The following is a 14,878-nucleotide window of genomic DNA, read 5'->3' as shown; positions in this document are numbered from 1 at the left end:
GGGCGTCGAACGAGCGCTCCCGATATGATCTGACCGATCGTCGACGACCGTCCGAGGCAGACCGACCGGCAGCCCCGCGGACACGGTGCCCACCAGCGCGACCGGGGAGACGGACGTGAGGACAGGCCGGCAGTGGTACTCCGAGGCGGCCATCGCGGTGGTCGGCGCACTGCTGGGCGAGTCCCAGGGACCCCGCAAGCCCCTCCCATCAAGCCCCCATCAAGCAGGAGAAGAGATCGATGATCTTCGGGCGTTCTGAGCGCGGCAAGCCTCCGGTCGAGCCCGTCACGTTCAAGATCCTGGTGGCCGGCGGCTTCGGCGTGGGCAAGACGACCCTCGTCGGAGCGGTCAGCGAGATCAGGCCCTTGCGCACCGAGGAGTACCTCACCGAGGCCGGACGCCCCATCGACGACATCAGCGGTGTGGAAAGCAAGCACACCACCACCGTGGCGATGGACTTCGGCCGCATCACGCTGCGCGAGGACCTCGTCCTGTACCTGTTCGGAACTCCCGGACAGGAGCGGTTCTGGTTCATGTGGGACGAGCTGTCGGAGGGCGCACTCGGCGCTGTCGTGCTCGCCGACACCCGCCGCCTGGAGGACTGCTTCGCCGCCGTCGACTACTTCGAACGGCGTTCCATACCCTTCGTCGTCGGCGTCAACTGCTTCGACGGGTCCGTCCGTTACCCGCAGGAAGACGTACGCCAGGCTCTCGACCTCGACGACGACGTACCGGTGCTGCTGTGCGACGCCCGTGACCGGGGGTCGGTCAAGGAAGTCCTCATCGGTGTCGTCCGGCACGCGATGGCCCACACGGCGCAGCACCGGCAGACCGTCACGACGTGAGTGGGCGCGGCTCCCGAGGTCCGCCCCTCACCGCACCGCGACCACGGCCGACCCGTGACCGAAGAGCCCCTGGTTCGCCGTGATCCCCACGCGCGCGCCCTCGACCTGTCTGTCGCCCGCGACTCCCCGCAGCTGCCAGGTCAGTTCGCAGACCTGGGCGATCGCCTGGGCCGGAACGGCCTCTCCGAAGGAGGCGAGTCCCCCGCTCGTGTTGACGGGTATGCGCCCACCGAGCGCCGTCGCGCCCTCTCGCAGCAACTTCACGCCGTCGCCCTCCGCGCACAGCCCCAGGTCCTCGTACCACTGCAACTCCAGGGCGGTGGACAGGTCGTACACCTCGGCGAGGGAGAGATCCTCGGGCCCGATGCCGGCCTCCTCGTAGGCCGACCGCGCGATGGAGGCCCGGAACGGACCCGTGGGGGGCTCGACCGCGACCGCCGAGTCCGTCGCGATGTCGGGCAGGTCCAGCACCGTGTTGGGGTAGCGCGGCGTCACCGTGGACACCGCCCGGATCCGCACCGGCTCCGCCACCCCCCGCCGACGCGCGAACTCCATGCTCGACAGCACCACGGCAGCCCCGCCGTCCGAGGTCGCGCAGATGTCGAGCAGGCGCAGCGGATCGGCGACCACGGCGGAGGCGGCGACCTCCTCGGCGCTGACCCGCTTGCGGTAGCGCGCGTACGGATTCAGCGTGCCCAGTGCCGCGTTCTTCACCTTGACCTGCGCGAAGTCCTCCGTGGTGTCCCCGTACAGGGCCATCCGCCGACGCGCGTACAGCCCGAAGTACGCCGGATTGGTGGCCCCCAGCGCCCGGAAGCGCAACCAGTCCGGGTCATCGGGCCGGTCCCCGCCCGCGGGCCGGAAGAAGCCCTTGGGCGCGGCGTCCGCCCCGACCACGAGCACCACCTCCGCCAGACCCGAAAGGATCTGCGCACGCGCGGCGTCGATGGCCTGCGCCCCCGACGCGCACGCCGCGTACACGCTCGCGACCCGCGCTCCCTGCCAGCCCAGCGCCTTCGCGAAGGTCGCCCCGGCCACATGGCCCGGGTAGCCGCCGCGCACGGTGTCCGCGCCGACGATCGAGCCGACCTCCCGCCATTCCAGTCGGGCGTCGTCGAGCGCGGCGCGGGCCGCCACGACGCCGTACTCGACGAATCCGCGGCCCCACTTGCCCCACGGATGCATGCCGGCGCCGAGCACCGCCACCTCTCCCGTCATGCCGTCGCCCCCGTCGGCCGCCACTGCCACGTCGTCCAGATGGTCGTCGCGTCCTCATGGAGTACGCCACGCACCACCTCCACCTCCATGCCCACCGCCAGATCGGTGACGGTGACTTCGGGAACCGCCTGTCCCAGCACCACCATCCGTTCTGCCGCCAGCTCCACAGCGATCAACGCGTACGGCTCCCAGGGAAGTTCCGGGTCGGTCACATAGGGTGACGGAGGCCGGTAACGCGCATCCGTGTACGACCAGATCCGCCCGCGCCGGGAGAGAGGCATGTCCTCCAGGTCGCCGCCGAGGCACCCGGGATTACGGCAATGGGTGTCCTCGCGAGGGAAGAACACCGATGAACAGGCGCGGCAGCGGGTGCCCAGGAGCCGGAAGTCGTCCCCGTCGCCGGCGAACCATCCGGCGACCACGGGCGTCGGTGTGCGCGTCAAGGTCCCTCCCCACCAATACATCTGACGGTACGTCAGAAGTGTGCCACGGGCGTCACTCCATGGGCAGGCCCGCCGTCGAAGCGCCTTTCGAGGGGATTCTTCGAGGAGGATCGCCCCCGATCACTTCCCCGCGGGAACGCGTTCCTGATAAAGGCAGGAGACATGACACGACTCTCCAGCGCACTACGCGGTCCCGTCACCACGTTCGCCGCCCTGCTGATCGTCACGGCCGTCACCGCAGTCACCGCCCCCGCCTCCGCTCGCGCGAGCACGGAGCCGAAGGCGCCGGCGGAGTTCGTGGCGCTGCGAACAGTGGATCCGACGATCACCCAGGAGATGCGTTACGTCACCCCGCACAACTTCGTCGGTGAGCGCGTCGACGGCTACCAGCAGCCTCTCTGCATCCTCACCCGACCAGCCGCGCGAGCGCTCCACGAGGCGCAGAGCGAGCTGCTGCGCAAGGGGTACAGCCTCAAGGTCTACGACTGTTACCGCCCACAGCGCGCCGTGGACCACTTCGTCCGCTGGGCCGAGGACCTCGACGACCAGACCATGAAGGGCGAGTTCTACCCGGACGTCGACAAGACCCGCCTGTTCGCCGACGGTTACATCGCCGAGAAGTCCGGCCACAGCCGCGGCTCGACCATGGACCTCACACTGGTGAAGCTCCCCGCGAAACCCACCAGGCCGTATCGGCCCGGAGAGCCCCTGGTCCCCTGCCACGCGCCCAGGAGCGAGCGTTTCCCGGACAATTCCGTCGACATGGGCACCGGATATGACTGCTTCGACACGCTCTCCCACACCCTCGACCCCCGCGTCCAGGGTGAACAGCGGGCCAACCGCCTGCTCCTGAAGAGCGTCCTGGAGGGCCGCGGCTTCATCAACCTCGCCGAGGAATGGTGGCACTACACCTTCAAGCCCGAGTCCTACCCCGACACCTACTTCGACTTCCCGGTGTCCGAGAAGTCGCTGACCACCCATGACTGAGCCGCCCCCGGAAGACGCCCTTCCGATGATCGGATACAGTCCGCCGCGTGTCCGAAACTCAGTTCCCCACCCCCAACTCCGCGCCCGGCTCCCACTGTTCGAGCTGTGGGACTCCCTACGGAGAGGGCGTCTCCGGCTGGCCCCGCACCTGCCCGGCCTGCCACACCGTGGCCTACCGCAATCCACTCCCGGTGGCGGTGGCCCTCCAGCCCGTCTACGACACCCAGGGCACCGCTCTCGTGGTCATCACCCGAACCGTGGCCCCCGCGCGCGGAGGCATCGCGCTGCCCGGCGGCTACGTCGACGACCGCGAGGACTGGCGGCACGCCCTGGTCCGTGAGCTCAGGGAAGAGACCGGCATCGAAGCGGCCAGCCGTGACGTGCGGCTCGTCGACGCGCTGAGCTCGCCCGACGGACACCTCCTGCTGTTCGGGGTCCTGCCGGAGCGCCCCGCCGACGGCCTGCCGCCCTCCGCGGCCACCGACGAGACGGAGGGCTGGCAGCTCCTGCGCAGGCCGCAGGAGCTCGCCTTCCCCCTGCACACCCTGGCCGCCCGGGAATGGTTCGAGGGCCGGTACGCCTGACGTCAGCCCGCCCCGAGCCCCCGAACCCGGACCGGGTGAGGCGACTGGCTCGGGCCGCCCTCGCCCTCCCGCTCGACGACCACCCGGCGGCCCTCCCAGCGGACGAGGTAGCGCTCGACCTCCGGCTCGGACCGGCCGTCGCCCACGTCGTGCACCACCGTCCCGCCCCCGGTGCGTCCAGGGGCGGGCGCCCAGACCTCCAGTTCCAGCCCGCCGTCCTCCCCGCGCACCGGAATGACGGCACCCGCGCGCGCGAACACCGGAACACGAGCCAGGGGCGCGTCCACCAGGACCTGCCCCGGCCCTTCGTGGACCTGCTCCGTGGCCGTGTCGTACCAGCGGCCCCGGGGAAGCTGCACAGCCCGCCGGTCCGTCCCCGGATCGAGCACCGGCGCCACCAGCAGGCAGTCGCCCAGCAGGAACGCGTCCTCGCAGTCGCGCAGCGCGCGATCCTCGGGCGCCGCCCACCACAGCGGCCGCACATAGGGCGCCCCCGTACGCCGGGCCAGCTGGGCCAGGGTCACGAAGTACGGCAGCAGCCGTCGGCGTTCGACGAGCGCCACGCGCGCGTGCGCCAGCACCTCGGCACCGAACTCCCAGGGCTCCCTGCGTCCGGCTCGCAGACTCGCGTGCGTACGGAACAGCGGCAGGTACGAGCCCAGCTGGAACCAGCGCAGATAGAGCTCGGGCGACGGACTCCCGTCGAAGCCCCCCACGTCCGGTCCCGAGTACGGCACTCCGCACAGCCCGAGGCCGATGACCAGCGACAGCGACGCCCGCAACCCGGGCCAGCCCGTGGCCACGTCACCGGACCACGTACCGCCGTAGCGCTGCATGCCCGCCCAGCCCGAGCGTGAGAAGACGAAGGGGCGTTCCTGGGGAGTCAGACCGGACAGCGACTCGTAGGCGGCCTGCCCCATGCAGAGGGCGTAGACGTTGTGCGCCTCACGATGGTCGCCGCCCCTTCCCCCCAGGGAGTGCCGGGCCGAGCGGGGCAGGGTCGACTCCCCGAACGCCGTGAACGAGGTCGGTTCGTTCATGTCGTGCCAGAATCCCGAGAACCCCTGAGCGACCCGCTCCGCGTAGAGGCGGCCCCACCACTGCCGTACACGCGCGTCGGTGAAGTCCGGGTAGGCGGCCTCCCCGGGCCAGACGACTCCGCGCACGAGCCGTCCCGACGCGTCCCGTACGAACGCGTCCTCGGCACTCCCGCTGTCGAACACGTCGTTGCCCGGTTCGGCCTTCACCGCCGGATCGACGACCGACACCAGGCGGATCCCGTCCCGCCGCAGATCCTCGGCGAGCTGCGGCAGCTTCGGGAAGCGCTCGGTGTCCACCGTGAACACCTGGTGGGCGTCGTAGTGGTCGATGTCCAGATGGACCGCGTCGAGCGGAAGATCACGCTCCAGGTAGCCCGAGACGATCCGCCGCACCTCCTGCTCGCCGCCGAAGCCCCACCGGGCGTGATGGTGGCCGAGCGCCCACGCGGGCGGCAGGGCGGGCGCCCCGGTGAGCGAGGCCCAGGCGAGCAGCACGCGCGCGGGAGTGCCCACCATGACCCAGCAGCGCAACGGACCACCGTCCATCCGCAGCTCGGACACGCCCTCGTGGTCGTGGCCGGACCCGGCGCCCTCCTCACCCTCCCGCAGGGTCACCGTGCCGTCCCACGAACTGTCGTGGAACACCAGATGCGTCGCCGCGTCGGCGACCACCAACTGCACCGGCATGGTGACGTAGAGCGGATCGTCGCCCGGGCCGAAGGGCCGTCCGGGATCGGTGTTCCACAGCCGGTACGTCCCGTCCCGCAGCCGAGGACCCGATGCCCGTCCGCCGAGCCCGAAGAACCGCGCGTCGGCGGCCACCTCGGAGCGCTGCATCCAACGCGCCGGGCCGCCCCCCACCGGCTCCCACCAGCGCGGTGGCAGATCCCGGCGCAGCACCACTCCGCCGGGCGTGAGCACCTCGATCGCGCCGTGCCGCGAGACGACGACCGTCACCCGCTCGGCCACCACCCGCCAGCCGCCGTCCTTGTCCGGCTCCAGCACCGCCCTGGGGTCGGGTTCCGGGCAGCGGCCGGCGAGCGCGTAGGACGGCTCCGGGCCGGCCCCGTCCCACCCCCAGAAAACGGCCCCGTTCACCGCCACGGTGATCCGCAGCTCCGAGCGGTTGAACCGGACGACACCGCCCCCGGGCCCCGGCTCCACGTCCCGCACGGGACCGGGCACCCGCGCCCGCTCGGCCCCCCGCCGGGGCAGCCCGGCCGCATCGGCACGCCTCCTGCGCCACGCGGCCCGTACGGTGCGCACCCGCTGGGCCGCCCCCGCCGAACCGACTGCCTTTATCGAACGCACCAGGTCACGACCGTCCATGCTGTTCAGCCTGCCATTGACGGGTCTGCAGGTAAGTGTTGTTCAACTTCCGTTCACCCGTGCCGGGACCACATCTTCACGACACGGACTATGTGGGGCACGCCCTGGTGTAAGGATCGATCACATGGCATCGTCCGTGTCAGCCGCGTCACGCGCACACCCCAGCCCGTGCGCGGAGGACGCACACGACGCGCAGAGTCCGGGAGCCGCCCCATGACGACCGAGAACCCCCAGCCGCTCTGGCAGCCCGATCCGGAACGCATCGCCCAGGCGCAGATCACCACGTTCCAGGCCTGGGCCGCGCAGCACCACAACGCCCCCGCCGACGGAGGCTATCCCGCACTGCACCGCTGGTCCGTCGACGAACTGGACACCTTCTGGAAAGCGGTCGTGGAGTGGTTCGACGTACGGTTCTCGACCCCTTGGACGCGGGTGCTCGGCGACCGCTCGATGCCCGGTGCCCAGTGGTTCCCGGGATCGACGCTGAACTACGCCGAGCACGCCTTGCGCGCGAGCGCCACCCGCACGGACGAACCCGCCCTCCTGTATGTCGACGAGACCCACGAGCTCACTCCCGTGAGCTGGTCCGAGCTGCGCCGCCGGGTCGGCTCCCTGGCCGCCGAACTGCGCGCCCTCGGCGTACGGCCCGGAGACCGCGTCAGCGGCTACCTGCCCAACATTCCCGAGGCCGTCGTCGCCCTGCTCGCCACCGCCGCCGTGGGCGGCGTCTGGACGTCCTGCGCCCCGGACTTCGGCGCCCGCAGCGTCCTGGACCGCTTCCAGCAGGTGGAACCGGTGGTCCTGTTCGCCGTGGACGGCTACCGCTACGGCGGCAAGGAGCACGACCGTCGCGACACGGTCGCCGAACTGCGCCGTGAACTGACCACTCTGCGCGCGGTCGTCCACATCCCCCTCCTGGGCACCGAGGCCCCCGAAGGCGCCCTGGAGTGGTCGGCCCTGACGAGCGCCGACACCGAGCCCGTCTTCGAGGAGGTCCGCTTCGACCACCCCCTGTGGGTGCTCTACTCCTCCGGCACGACCGGCCTGCCCAAGGCCATCGTCCAGTCCCAGGGGGGCATTCTCGTCGAGCACCTCAAACAACTCGGCCTGCACTGCGACCTCGGCCCCCAGGACCGCTTCTTCTGGTACACGTCCACCGGCTGGATGATGTGGAACTTCCTCGTCTCCGGCCTCCTGACGGGCACGACGATCGTCCTCTACGACGGCAGTCCCGGATACCCGGACACCGGCGCCCAGTGGCGGATCGCCGAACGTACCGAAGCCACCCTCTTCGGCACCTCCGCGGCCTACGTCATGGCGTGCCGCAAGGCCGGCGTGCACCCCGGCCGCGACCATGACCTCTCCCGGGTGCGGTGCGTCGCCACCACCGGGTCCCCCCTCCCGCCCGACGGGTTCCGCTGGCTGCACGACGAGGTCCGGGACGATCTGTGGATCGCGTCCGTCAGCGGCGGCACCGACGTGTGCTCCTGCTTCGCCGGAGCGGTACCGACCCTCCCGGTCCACATCGGTGAACTCCAGGCGGCCGGCCTGGGCACGGATCTGCAGTCCTGGGACCCGAGCGGCAATCCCCTCGTCGACGAGGTCGGTGAGCTCGTGGTCACCAACCCGATGCCGTCGATGCCGGTCCGTTTCTGGAACGATCCCGACGGCAGCCGCTACCGGGAGAGCTACTTCGACACCTATCCCGGGGTGTGGCGCCACGGCGACTGGATCACCGTCACCGCACGCGGCTCGGTCGTCATCCACGGCCGCTCCGACTCGACGCTCAACCGTCAGGGTGTGCGCATGGGGTCGGCCGACATCTACGAGGCGGTCGAACGCCTGCCGGAGATCAGGGAATCCCTCGTCATCGGCATCGAACAGCCCGACGGCGGCTACTGGATGCCCCTCTTCGTGCACCTCGCCCCCGGAGCCGTCCTCGACGAGGCCCTCCTGAACCGCGTCAAGCAGACCATCCGCGACCAGCTCTCCCCCCGCCACATCCCCGACGAGGTGATCGAGGTGCCCGGCGTTCCGCACACCCTCACCGGAAAGCGCATCGAGGTTCCCGTGAAGCGCCTTCTCCAAGGCACCCCCTTGGAGAAGGCGGTCAACCCGGGCTCCGTCGACAACCTCGACCTGATGCGCTTCTACGAGGAGCTGGCCCGCAAGCGCTCCTGACGGGCACTCCAGGGGCGGTCAACCGCCATAGGTGGCCTCGGACTCGCCGAGCACTCCGGCGAAGTCCGAGGCCAGCCGCACCGCGTCAGCCGGTTCGAGATCCGCCACGGAGATCCGTACGCCGGGGCCGGCCGCCGTCCGGAACCGGGCGCCCGCCGCGACCCACCAGCCGTGCGACCGCAGCCCGTTCACCACCGCCGACTCGTCCCGCACGGGCACCCACAGGTTCATCCCACTCGCCCCGTGCGCCTCGATGCCGCGCTCTCGAAGCTCCCGGAGGGCAGCGCTCCGACGGACCCCGTACCGCTCCTCGGCGCGCGCCACCAACGCGCGGGTGTCCTCGTCGGTCATCAGCCCGAGCACCGTCTCCTGGAGCAGATGACTGACCCAGCCGGAGGTCAGCAGCAACCGCCGGTCGTGCCGGGCCAGCGTCGTCGCGTCGCAGGCCGCCGCCGCCCACCTCAGGTCCGTCCCGAGGAACTTGCTGACCGTCCGCACATGCACCCAGCGCGGCAGCCCGTGCCCGGTCAGGGTGCGCAGGGGCGCCTGGGCCACCGCGGAGGCGTGGTCGTTCTCCACGACCAGCACATCGGGCCGGTCCCGCAGCACGGCGACGAGTTCGTCGCGGCGCGCGGTGGAGAAGCGGCCGCCGTACGGGTTCTGCGCCCGCGGACTGCACACCAGGGCACGCACACCCGCGTGCAGCGCCTGTCGGAGCGCGTCGGGGCGCACGCCCTCGTCATCGACGGCCACCGGGACGACACGCAGCCCCAGGGCCGCGACCAGATCCAGCAGATGGTGGTATCCGGGATCCTCCATGGCCACGCCGTCACCGGGCCGCAGTTCCACGGACAGCAGCCGCCCGATCAGATCCAGCGCCCCGTGCGCGAACGTCACGTTGTCCACGGGCACACCCTCGGGCCGCAACCACTCCCGCACGGCGTCCTCCAGCCGCGCCAGCCGTGGTGTCGAACGATGCGATCGAGCCCCGGGGGACAGGCGGGAGGGCGGCACCAGGCTGGGCAGCAGTCGAGGATCGGGGTGCCCGCCGGACAAGTCCCGCAGCCCCTCCGGGACTTTGGGCGGCCGTCGTGACGGCACCGTCGGAGCGGGCGCCACCACCGTTCCACCCCGCCCGCGCGTGACGACGACTCCGCGCCTGCGCAGCTCCTTGTAGGCCGTGGCGACCGTCCCCGGACTCACCGCGAGTTCGTCCGCGAGCCGCCGCACCGGCGGCAGCGCGGCGCCCGGCGCCAACGCCCCTTCCGCTACGCCCCGTTCCACAGAGGCGGCAATCCCCTTGGCTGTCGTACCGCTGACCACATATTGTATTGCCACGTTACCAAGTATGTATCAGTACATAACTGGAAGCAAGGGGGAGCAGTGCATCCGATACGCCGCGCAACGACATGGTCCAGAGGGATACCCGGCGGGCGTGACGGACGCAGAATGCTCGGGGTGGCCCTCGTCGACCGCGTCGGCAGCGGTCTGTGGGCATCGGTGTCCGTCCTCTACTTCACCTACGTCTCCGGCCTCTCCCTCGCCGAGGTCGGCACACTCGTCGCCGTCGCCGGGGCCGTGGGAATCGCCGGCGCACCGATCGGCGGCCGCATCGCCGACCATGTTCCGCTCACCCGCGTCCTGCCCGCACTCCAACTCCTGCGCGCCCTGGCCTCCATCGCCCTGATCACCACGGACGACTACGTCCTGCTCCTCGTCTTCTCGGCAGTCGGCAGCCTCGGTGACCGCGCCGCGAACGTCCTCACCAAGCTCTACGCGACCCGGGCCGCGGGACCGGAGCGCGTCCGTTACCAGGCCCTGCAGCGAACCGTCGCCAACGCCGGCTGGGCCCTGGGCGGCCTCGCCGCCGCAGCCGCGCTCACTCTCGACACCACGGCCGCATACCAATGGCTCCTCGTCGGCGACGCCCTGTCCTTCCTCGCCACCGCACTCCTCACCCTCCGCTGCGGCGAACCCGCGTCCGCGTCCCGCACAGTCGCCGCATCGCAGAACCCCGAACCCCCGGCCGCGCCGACGAGCCCCTGGCGCGACCGCACCTATCTCGCCTACGTCGCCACAGAGACCGTCCTCTTCCTGGACGACGCCGTCTTCAAGGTCGGATTACCCCTGTGGATCGCGCACGCGAACAACGCACCGCACGGCCTCGCACCCCTGCTGCTCGTCCTCAACAACGTGATGGTGGTGGCCCTGCAGGTCCCCCTGGCCCGCTACGGCACCACCACGGCAGCCGCACGCAACCTGCTTGTCCCACACGCAGCCGCCGTCGCTCTGGGCGGCGTCACCATGGCACTCTCGGCCACCGGCGGCCCCCTCACCGCCACGCTCCTCCTCACCGCCGCGGCCGCCGCCTTCACCGTGGCGGAGATGCTGCACGCCACCGTGTCCTGGGAACTCTCCGTCGCCCTCGCCCCCGACACCACCCTGGGCTCCTACCTCGGAGTCCACGGCCTCGCCCAGTCCGCCCAGCGCAGCATCGGCCCACTCACCGTCACCGCGGCCATCGTGACAGGCCCGATCGGCTGGACCGCCTTCGGCGCCACCATCGCCCTGACCTGCATGATTCAACGCAGGCTCGTCCGGGATCGCCTCGCTCGGGGCCCGTTGTCAGTGCCGCCCGTTACTGTGAGTGAGCATTGATCGACCGTGCACAGGGGGAAACATGGCGCACACCGACCACCAGACCATGCGACGCGTCCTGCGCCGCGAAATCGCCGGCACCATCGGCCTGCTCACCGACGAGCACGACTTCCGCGCGATGCGGCGCTACCGCACCTTCACCTTCGACGACCATCCGACCTATCTCCGACAGGTCGAAGACCTTCTCAGGACCCGCGCCGCACAAGGCAGCCACACCACCGTCGCCCTCTTCGACCCACTGGAGTACGCCGAATTCTGCGCGGAAGCGGGCCTGGACCCCGACTTCCCCTCGAGCCGCACACGCTTCACAGCGGAACTCGCCGCCACCGGCCCGACCATCCCGTACGACGGCCAGCCCCTGACCGACCTGGTGCCGGCCCTCGTGGACGAAGCCGTACGACAGGCCACCTGGGAGTACGCGAGCACCTTGCTGGCCCGCCTCGGCGCGTGTGCCTCCTGCGGTGAGGACGTCGGCCGCGCGGCCTTCGTGCGAGCCTCGCAGCTGCTCGTCCGCGTCCTGGACACCGCCGACCCGGGCGACCGCCACCTTGTCTGCAGCGTCACCGGCACCCCGGAGACCCTTCTCTCCGTGCTCCACGCCGACGAGGACACCGACGGCGCCACCCACCTCGACGAGGCCGAAGCCCTCGAGTTCACCACGGTCCTCGCCCTGGGCCTCGCCACCCACAGCCCCGGCGGCCTCGTCATGCGCACCAGCGCCCCCGGCGCCCCGGACCGCATCTACGGCTGGCGCCTGCGCGGCGAAGGCCTCGAACCACTCACCGCCGCAGAGGTTTTCGACGCCTACTGCACCGACATCGACTCCGGCGACCTCGTCTCTCCCGAACCGGACGTCGACTACTGCGTACCCCCGGACCTCGGAGACACCGGACAACCGATGGGACACCACCACTGAACGCCGGAGGGGCGCCCCACTCACAGGTGGCGCGCCCCTCCGGGACAGCGGACAAACCGCTCAGGGAACGGCTACTCGCCGGACAGCACGGCCTGAGCGGCGTCGCGCGCCTCCTCAGCACTGTCCGCGGCCCGCGCGGCAGCCGCGGCCCGCTCACACTGCGCCAGGGTGAACTTCGCCAAGGTCGCCCGGACATACGGAATCGAAGCCGCCCCCATGGAAAGCGAGGTGACACCCAGGCCGGTCAGCACACACGCGAGCAGCGGGTCGGACGCCGCCTCACCACATACACCGCAGCTCTTGCCCTCGGCCTTGGCGGCCTCAGCCGACAGGGCCACCAGGTCGAGCAGCGCGGGCTGCCACGGATCCTGCAGACGGGACACCGCACCCACCTGACGGTCCGCGGCGAAGGTGTACTGCGCGAGGTCGTTGGTCCCCAGCGACAGGAACTCGACCTCCTGCAACACCGAGCGCGCCCGCAACGCCGCCGACGGGATCTCCACCATCGCGCCGAACTTCGCTCGCAGCCCTGCCTCGCGGCACGCGTCGGCGAACGCCTTGGCGTCAGCGCGGTCCGCCACCATCGGAGCCATGACTTCCAGGTAGACCGGCAGCCCCTCCGCGGCCTTGGCCAAGGCGGTCAGCTGAGTGCGCAGCACCTCCGGATGGTCCAGCAGCGTCCGCAGACCACGCACGCCCAGAGCCGGGTTGGGCTCATCGCCCGGGGTGAGGAAGTCCAGCGGTTTGTCGGCACCGGCATCCAGTACCCGCACCACGACGCGGCCCTCGGGAAACGCCTCGAGGACCTGCCGGTAGGCCTCGACCTGCTTCTCCTGCGACGGCGCGTTCTTGCTGTCGTCGAGAAACAGGAACTCGGTACGGAACAGACCGACACCCTCGGCCCCGGCCTCGACGGCCGCGGGTACGTCCGCCGGACCGCCGACATTGGCGAGCAGCGGCACCTTGTGACCGTCGGACGTGGCACCGGGCCCGGTCGACGCGGCCAGCGCGGCCTTGCGCTCGGCCGCTGCCGCCGCCATCCGCGTCTTCTTCTCCGCACTGGGGTTCACGAAGATCTCACCGGTGCTGCCGTCGACGGCGATCACCGTGCCCTCGGCCAACTCCCCGGCACCGGGAAGCGCCACCACGGCCGGCACCCCCAGCGCCCGCGCCAGGATCGCGCTGTGGCTGGTAGGCCCGCCCTCCTCGGTCACGAACCCGAGCACCAGTGCCGGGTCCAGCAGCGCCGTGTCGGCCGGCGCGAGGTCACGCGCTATGAGGACGTAGGGCTCGTCGCTGTCCGGCACACCCGGCATCGGAACCCCGAGCAACCGGGCGACGATACGATTCCGCACGTCATCCAGGTCGGCCACCCGACCGGCGAGATACTCACCGGCACCGGCCAGCAGGGCACGGTAGGCGGCGAAGGCGTCGTACACCCCTCGCTCGGCAGTGCTGCCCACAGCGATACGCCGTTCCACGTCCGCCATCAGCTCGGGGTCCTGAGCCATCATGGCCTGCGCCTCAAGAACCGCCTGGGCTTCGCCGCCCGCCAGGTTGCCCCGCGCCATCAGGTCGGCCGCCACGGCCTCCACGGCCTTGCGGGCGCGCCCCTGTTCGCGCTCCGCATCCTCAGCCGGGATCTGCTTGGCGGGCGGTTCGAGCACCGCCGTTCCCATGTGCCGAACCTCGCCGATCGCCACACCGTGGCTCACGCCCACGCCTCGCAGCGTTGTCTCCATCTCACCGTCTCCGTAGTGCGGCGGTCCCGCCACCGCGATGGTTGTCCTATGAGCCGTCAGCGACGGCACCGATGTCACTTCCAGAGGAAGAGACTGTCGCCCACCTTCACATCGCCGTCCTCACGGAGTTCGTCGAGAGCCTCGGCCGTCGCTTCGAGCGCTACGACGGGGCAGATCGGAGACTTGCCGGAGGCTTCGACCGAGGCGGGGTTCCACCGCACCACACCTTGACCGCGGGCGACAGTGTCGCCCTTGTTCACGAGCAGTTCGAAACCCTCGCCGTTGAGCTGCACCGTGTCGATGCCGAGGTGGGTGAGGACACCATGGCCCTCCTCGTCGACCACGACAAAGGCGTGCGGATGCAGCGAGACGATGACGCCGCCGACGGGCGCCACTGCTTCCGAGGGCTCACGCACGGGGTCGATGGCCGTGCCCGGGCCGACCATGGCCCCGGAGAAGACCGGGTCCGGCACGGCGGCCAGTCCGATGGCGCGCCCGGCAAGAGGGGACTGGACGGTGGTCATGGGAAGCCTCCCGGGGTGGAGATTCATTGGGGCCGTCACTGCCTGTCCCGGACGGCGCACTGTTCAGCAGGGTATGTCACGTGTAGTAACGGTTCCCCATGAGAGCCTACGGATAAGTGGTCTAGACCACAACCCCAATCAATTTGCACCTGTCTCGCGGCCCCGTGTACAGTCGTGCTCCTGCCCAGGGCTGAGCGGCGCACTCGCGTCCTTGCCTGGCAGCACCAAACTCGTTAGATCCTATCTCGGGGTCATCTTCTGCATGCCTGCAGGACGGTGGTCAGAGAGTCGGAAAAACACTGATAGAGTTTGGAACACCGAAGGGAAGCGCCCGGAGGAAAGCCACGAGAGAGTCTCTCGGGTGAGTACAAAGGAAGCGTCCGTTCCTTGAGAACTCAACAGCGTGCCAAA

General features: G+C 70.6%; 12 protein-coding genes. 6 read left to right on the top strand and 6 right to left on the bottom strand.

Features of this window, described 5'->3' with window-relative positions; genetic code table 11:
• The first annotated feature begins 239 nt into the window (after positions 1 to 239).
• Positions 240 to 845, top strand: coding sequence for an ATP/GTP-binding protein (locus ABZ027_RS35035; RefSeq protein WP_356775543.1), 606 nt, complete (start codon positions 240 to 242; stop codon positions 843 to 845).
• Positions 846 to 872: 27 nt separating this feature from the next.
• Here the strand turns inward: ABZ027_RS35035 and ABZ027_RS35030 are convergent, their stop codons facing one another.
• Together ABZ027_RS35030 and ABZ027_RS35025 are read right to left on the bottom strand one after the other, a co-directional pair.
• Positions 873 to 2,063, bottom strand: coding sequence for a lipid-transfer protein (locus ABZ027_RS35030; protein ID WP_356775541.1), 1,191 nt, complete (start codon positions 2,061 to 2,063; stop codon positions 873 to 875).
• Entirely contained in the window at positions 2,060 to 2,485 is a 426-nt protein-coding gene (locus ABZ027_RS35025) for a zinc ribbon domain-containing protein (RefSeq protein WP_356775605.1), read from the bottom strand. Before ABZ027_RS35025 ends, ABZ027_RS35030 begins: the two co-directional genes overlap by 4 nt.
• 183 nt (positions 2,486 to 2,668) lie before the next feature.
• Here ABZ027_RS35025 and ABZ027_RS35020 point away from each other — a divergent pair, with 183 nt between their 5' ends.
• Both ABZ027_RS35020 and ABZ027_RS35015 read left to right on the top strand, forming a co-directional pair.
• Positions 2,669 to 3,493: a M15 family metallopeptidase gene (locus ABZ027_RS35020; protein WP_356775539.1), complete on the top strand. Its 825-nt coding sequence runs from the start codon at positions 2,669 to 2,671 to the stop codon at positions 3,491 to 3,493.
• A 47-nt stretch (positions 3,494 to 3,540) separates the two neighbouring features.
• Positions 3,541 to 4,077 (top strand): NUDIX domain-containing protein, encoded by a 537-nt coding sequence (locus ABZ027_RS35015; protein WP_356775537.1) that lies wholly within the window; start codon positions 3,541 to 3,543, stop codon positions 4,075 to 4,077.
• Positions 4,078 to 4,079: 2 nt separating this feature from the next.
• Here ABZ027_RS35015 and ABZ027_RS35010 read toward each other — a convergent pair whose 3' ends face one another.
• Positions 4,080 to 6,446 carry a TIM-barrel domain-containing protein gene (locus ABZ027_RS35010; protein WP_356775535.1) on the bottom strand — a complete coding sequence of 789 codons (2,367 nt, stop codon included), beginning with the start codon at positions 6,444 to 6,446 and terminating at the stop codon, positions 4,080 to 4,082.
• Between the two features lie 213 nt (positions 6,447 to 6,659).
• Between ABZ027_RS35010 and ABZ027_RS35005 the strand changes: the two genes are divergently transcribed.
• Positions 6,660 to 8,627 carry an acetoacetate--CoA ligase gene (locus ABZ027_RS35005; RefSeq protein WP_356775533.1) on the top strand — a complete coding sequence of 656 codons (1,968 nt, stop codon included), beginning with the start codon at positions 6,660 to 6,662 and terminating at the stop codon, positions 8,625 to 8,627.
• 18 nt (positions 8,628 to 8,645) lie between these two features.
• Here the strand turns inward: ABZ027_RS35005 and ABZ027_RS35000 are convergent, their stop codons facing one another.
• Complete coding sequence (locus tag ABZ027_RS35000; RefSeq protein WP_356775531.1) at positions 8,646 to 9,965, bottom strand: aminotransferase class I/II-fold pyridoxal phosphate-dependent enzyme; 1,320 nt, start codon at positions 9,963 to 9,965, stop codon at positions 8,646 to 8,648.
• Positions 9,966 to 10,076: 111 nt separating this feature from the next.
• On the opposite strand from ABZ027_RS35000, the gene ABZ027_RS34995 reads away from it, so the two are divergent.
• Positions 10,077 to 11,285 carry an MFS transporter gene (locus tag ABZ027_RS34995; RefSeq protein ID WP_356775529.1) on the top strand — a complete coding sequence of 403 codons (1,209 nt, stop codon included), beginning with the start codon at positions 10,077 to 10,079 and terminating at the stop codon, positions 11,283 to 11,285.
• A 22-nt stretch (positions 11,286 to 11,307) separates the two neighbouring features.
• Entirely contained in the window at positions 11,308 to 12,201 is an 894-nt protein-coding gene (locus ABZ027_RS34990; protein ID WP_356775527.1) for a hypothetical protein, read from the top strand.
• Positions 12,202 to 12,272: 71 nt separating this feature from the next.
• Here ABZ027_RS34990 and ptsP read toward each other — a convergent pair whose 3' ends face one another.
• Both ptsP and ABZ027_RS34980 read right to left on the bottom strand, forming a co-directional pair.
• Positions 12,273 to 13,943, bottom strand: a complete 1,671-nt coding sequence (ptsP, locus tag ABZ027_RS34985; protein WP_356775525.1) for a phosphoenolpyruvate--protein phosphotransferase — start codon at positions 13,941 to 13,943, stop codon at positions 12,273 to 12,275.
• Between the two features lie 74 nt (positions 13,944 to 14,017).
• Positions 14,018 to 14,467, bottom strand: a complete 450-nt coding sequence (locus ABZ027_RS34980; protein WP_356775523.1) for a PTS glucose transporter subunit IIA — start codon at positions 14,465 to 14,467, stop codon at positions 14,018 to 14,020.
• Between the last annotated feature and the right edge of the window lie 411 nt (positions 14,468 to 14,878).

It is taken from the genome of Streptomyces sp. NPDC006332, from assembly GCF_040612855.1.
Lineage (GTDB): Bacteria > Actinomycetota > Actinomycetes > Streptomycetales > Streptomycetaceae > Streptomyces.
The sequence above is the reverse complement of the archived record's forward strand: the minus strand, read 5'-3'. Positions and strand labels throughout refer to the sequence as shown.

Excerpts from the sequence above, each read along its gene's own strand:
- ABZ027_RS35035 (WP_356775543.1), top strand. The coding sequence starts at position 240 with ATGATCTTCGGGCGTTCTGAGCGCGGCAAGCCTCCGGTCGAGCCCGTC.
- ABZ027_RS35005 (WP_356775533.1), top strand. The coding sequence starts at position 6,660 with ATGACGACCGAGAACCCCCAGCCGCTCTGGCAGCCCGATCCGGAACGC.
- ABZ027_RS35010 (WP_356775535.1), bottom strand. The coding sequence starts at position 6,446 with ATGGACGGTCGTGACCTGGTGCGTTCGATAAAGGCAGTCGGTTCGGCG.
- ABZ027_RS34990 (WP_356775527.1), top strand. The coding sequence starts at position 11,308 with ATGGCGCACACCGACCACCAGACCATGCGACGCGTCCTGCGCCGCGAA.
- ptsP (WP_356775525.1), bottom strand. The coding sequence starts at position 13,943 with ATGGAGACAACGCTGCGAGGCGTGGGCGTGAGCCACGGTGTGGCGATC.
- ABZ027_RS35030 (WP_356775541.1), bottom strand. The coding sequence starts at position 2,063 with ATGACGGGAGAGGTGGCGGTGCTCGGCGCCGGCATGCATCCGTGGGGC.
- ABZ027_RS34980 (WP_356775523.1), bottom strand. The coding sequence starts at position 14,467 with ATGACCACCGTCCAGTCCCCTCTTGCCGGGCGCGCCATCGGACTGGCC.
- ABZ027_RS35020 (WP_356775539.1), top strand. The coding sequence starts at position 2,669 with ATGACACGACTCTCCAGCGCACTACGCGGTCCCGTCACCACGTTCGCC.
- ABZ027_RS34995 (WP_356775529.1), top strand. The coding sequence starts at position 10,077 with ATGCTCGGGGTGGCCCTCGTCGACCGCGTCGGCAGCGGTCTGTGGGCA.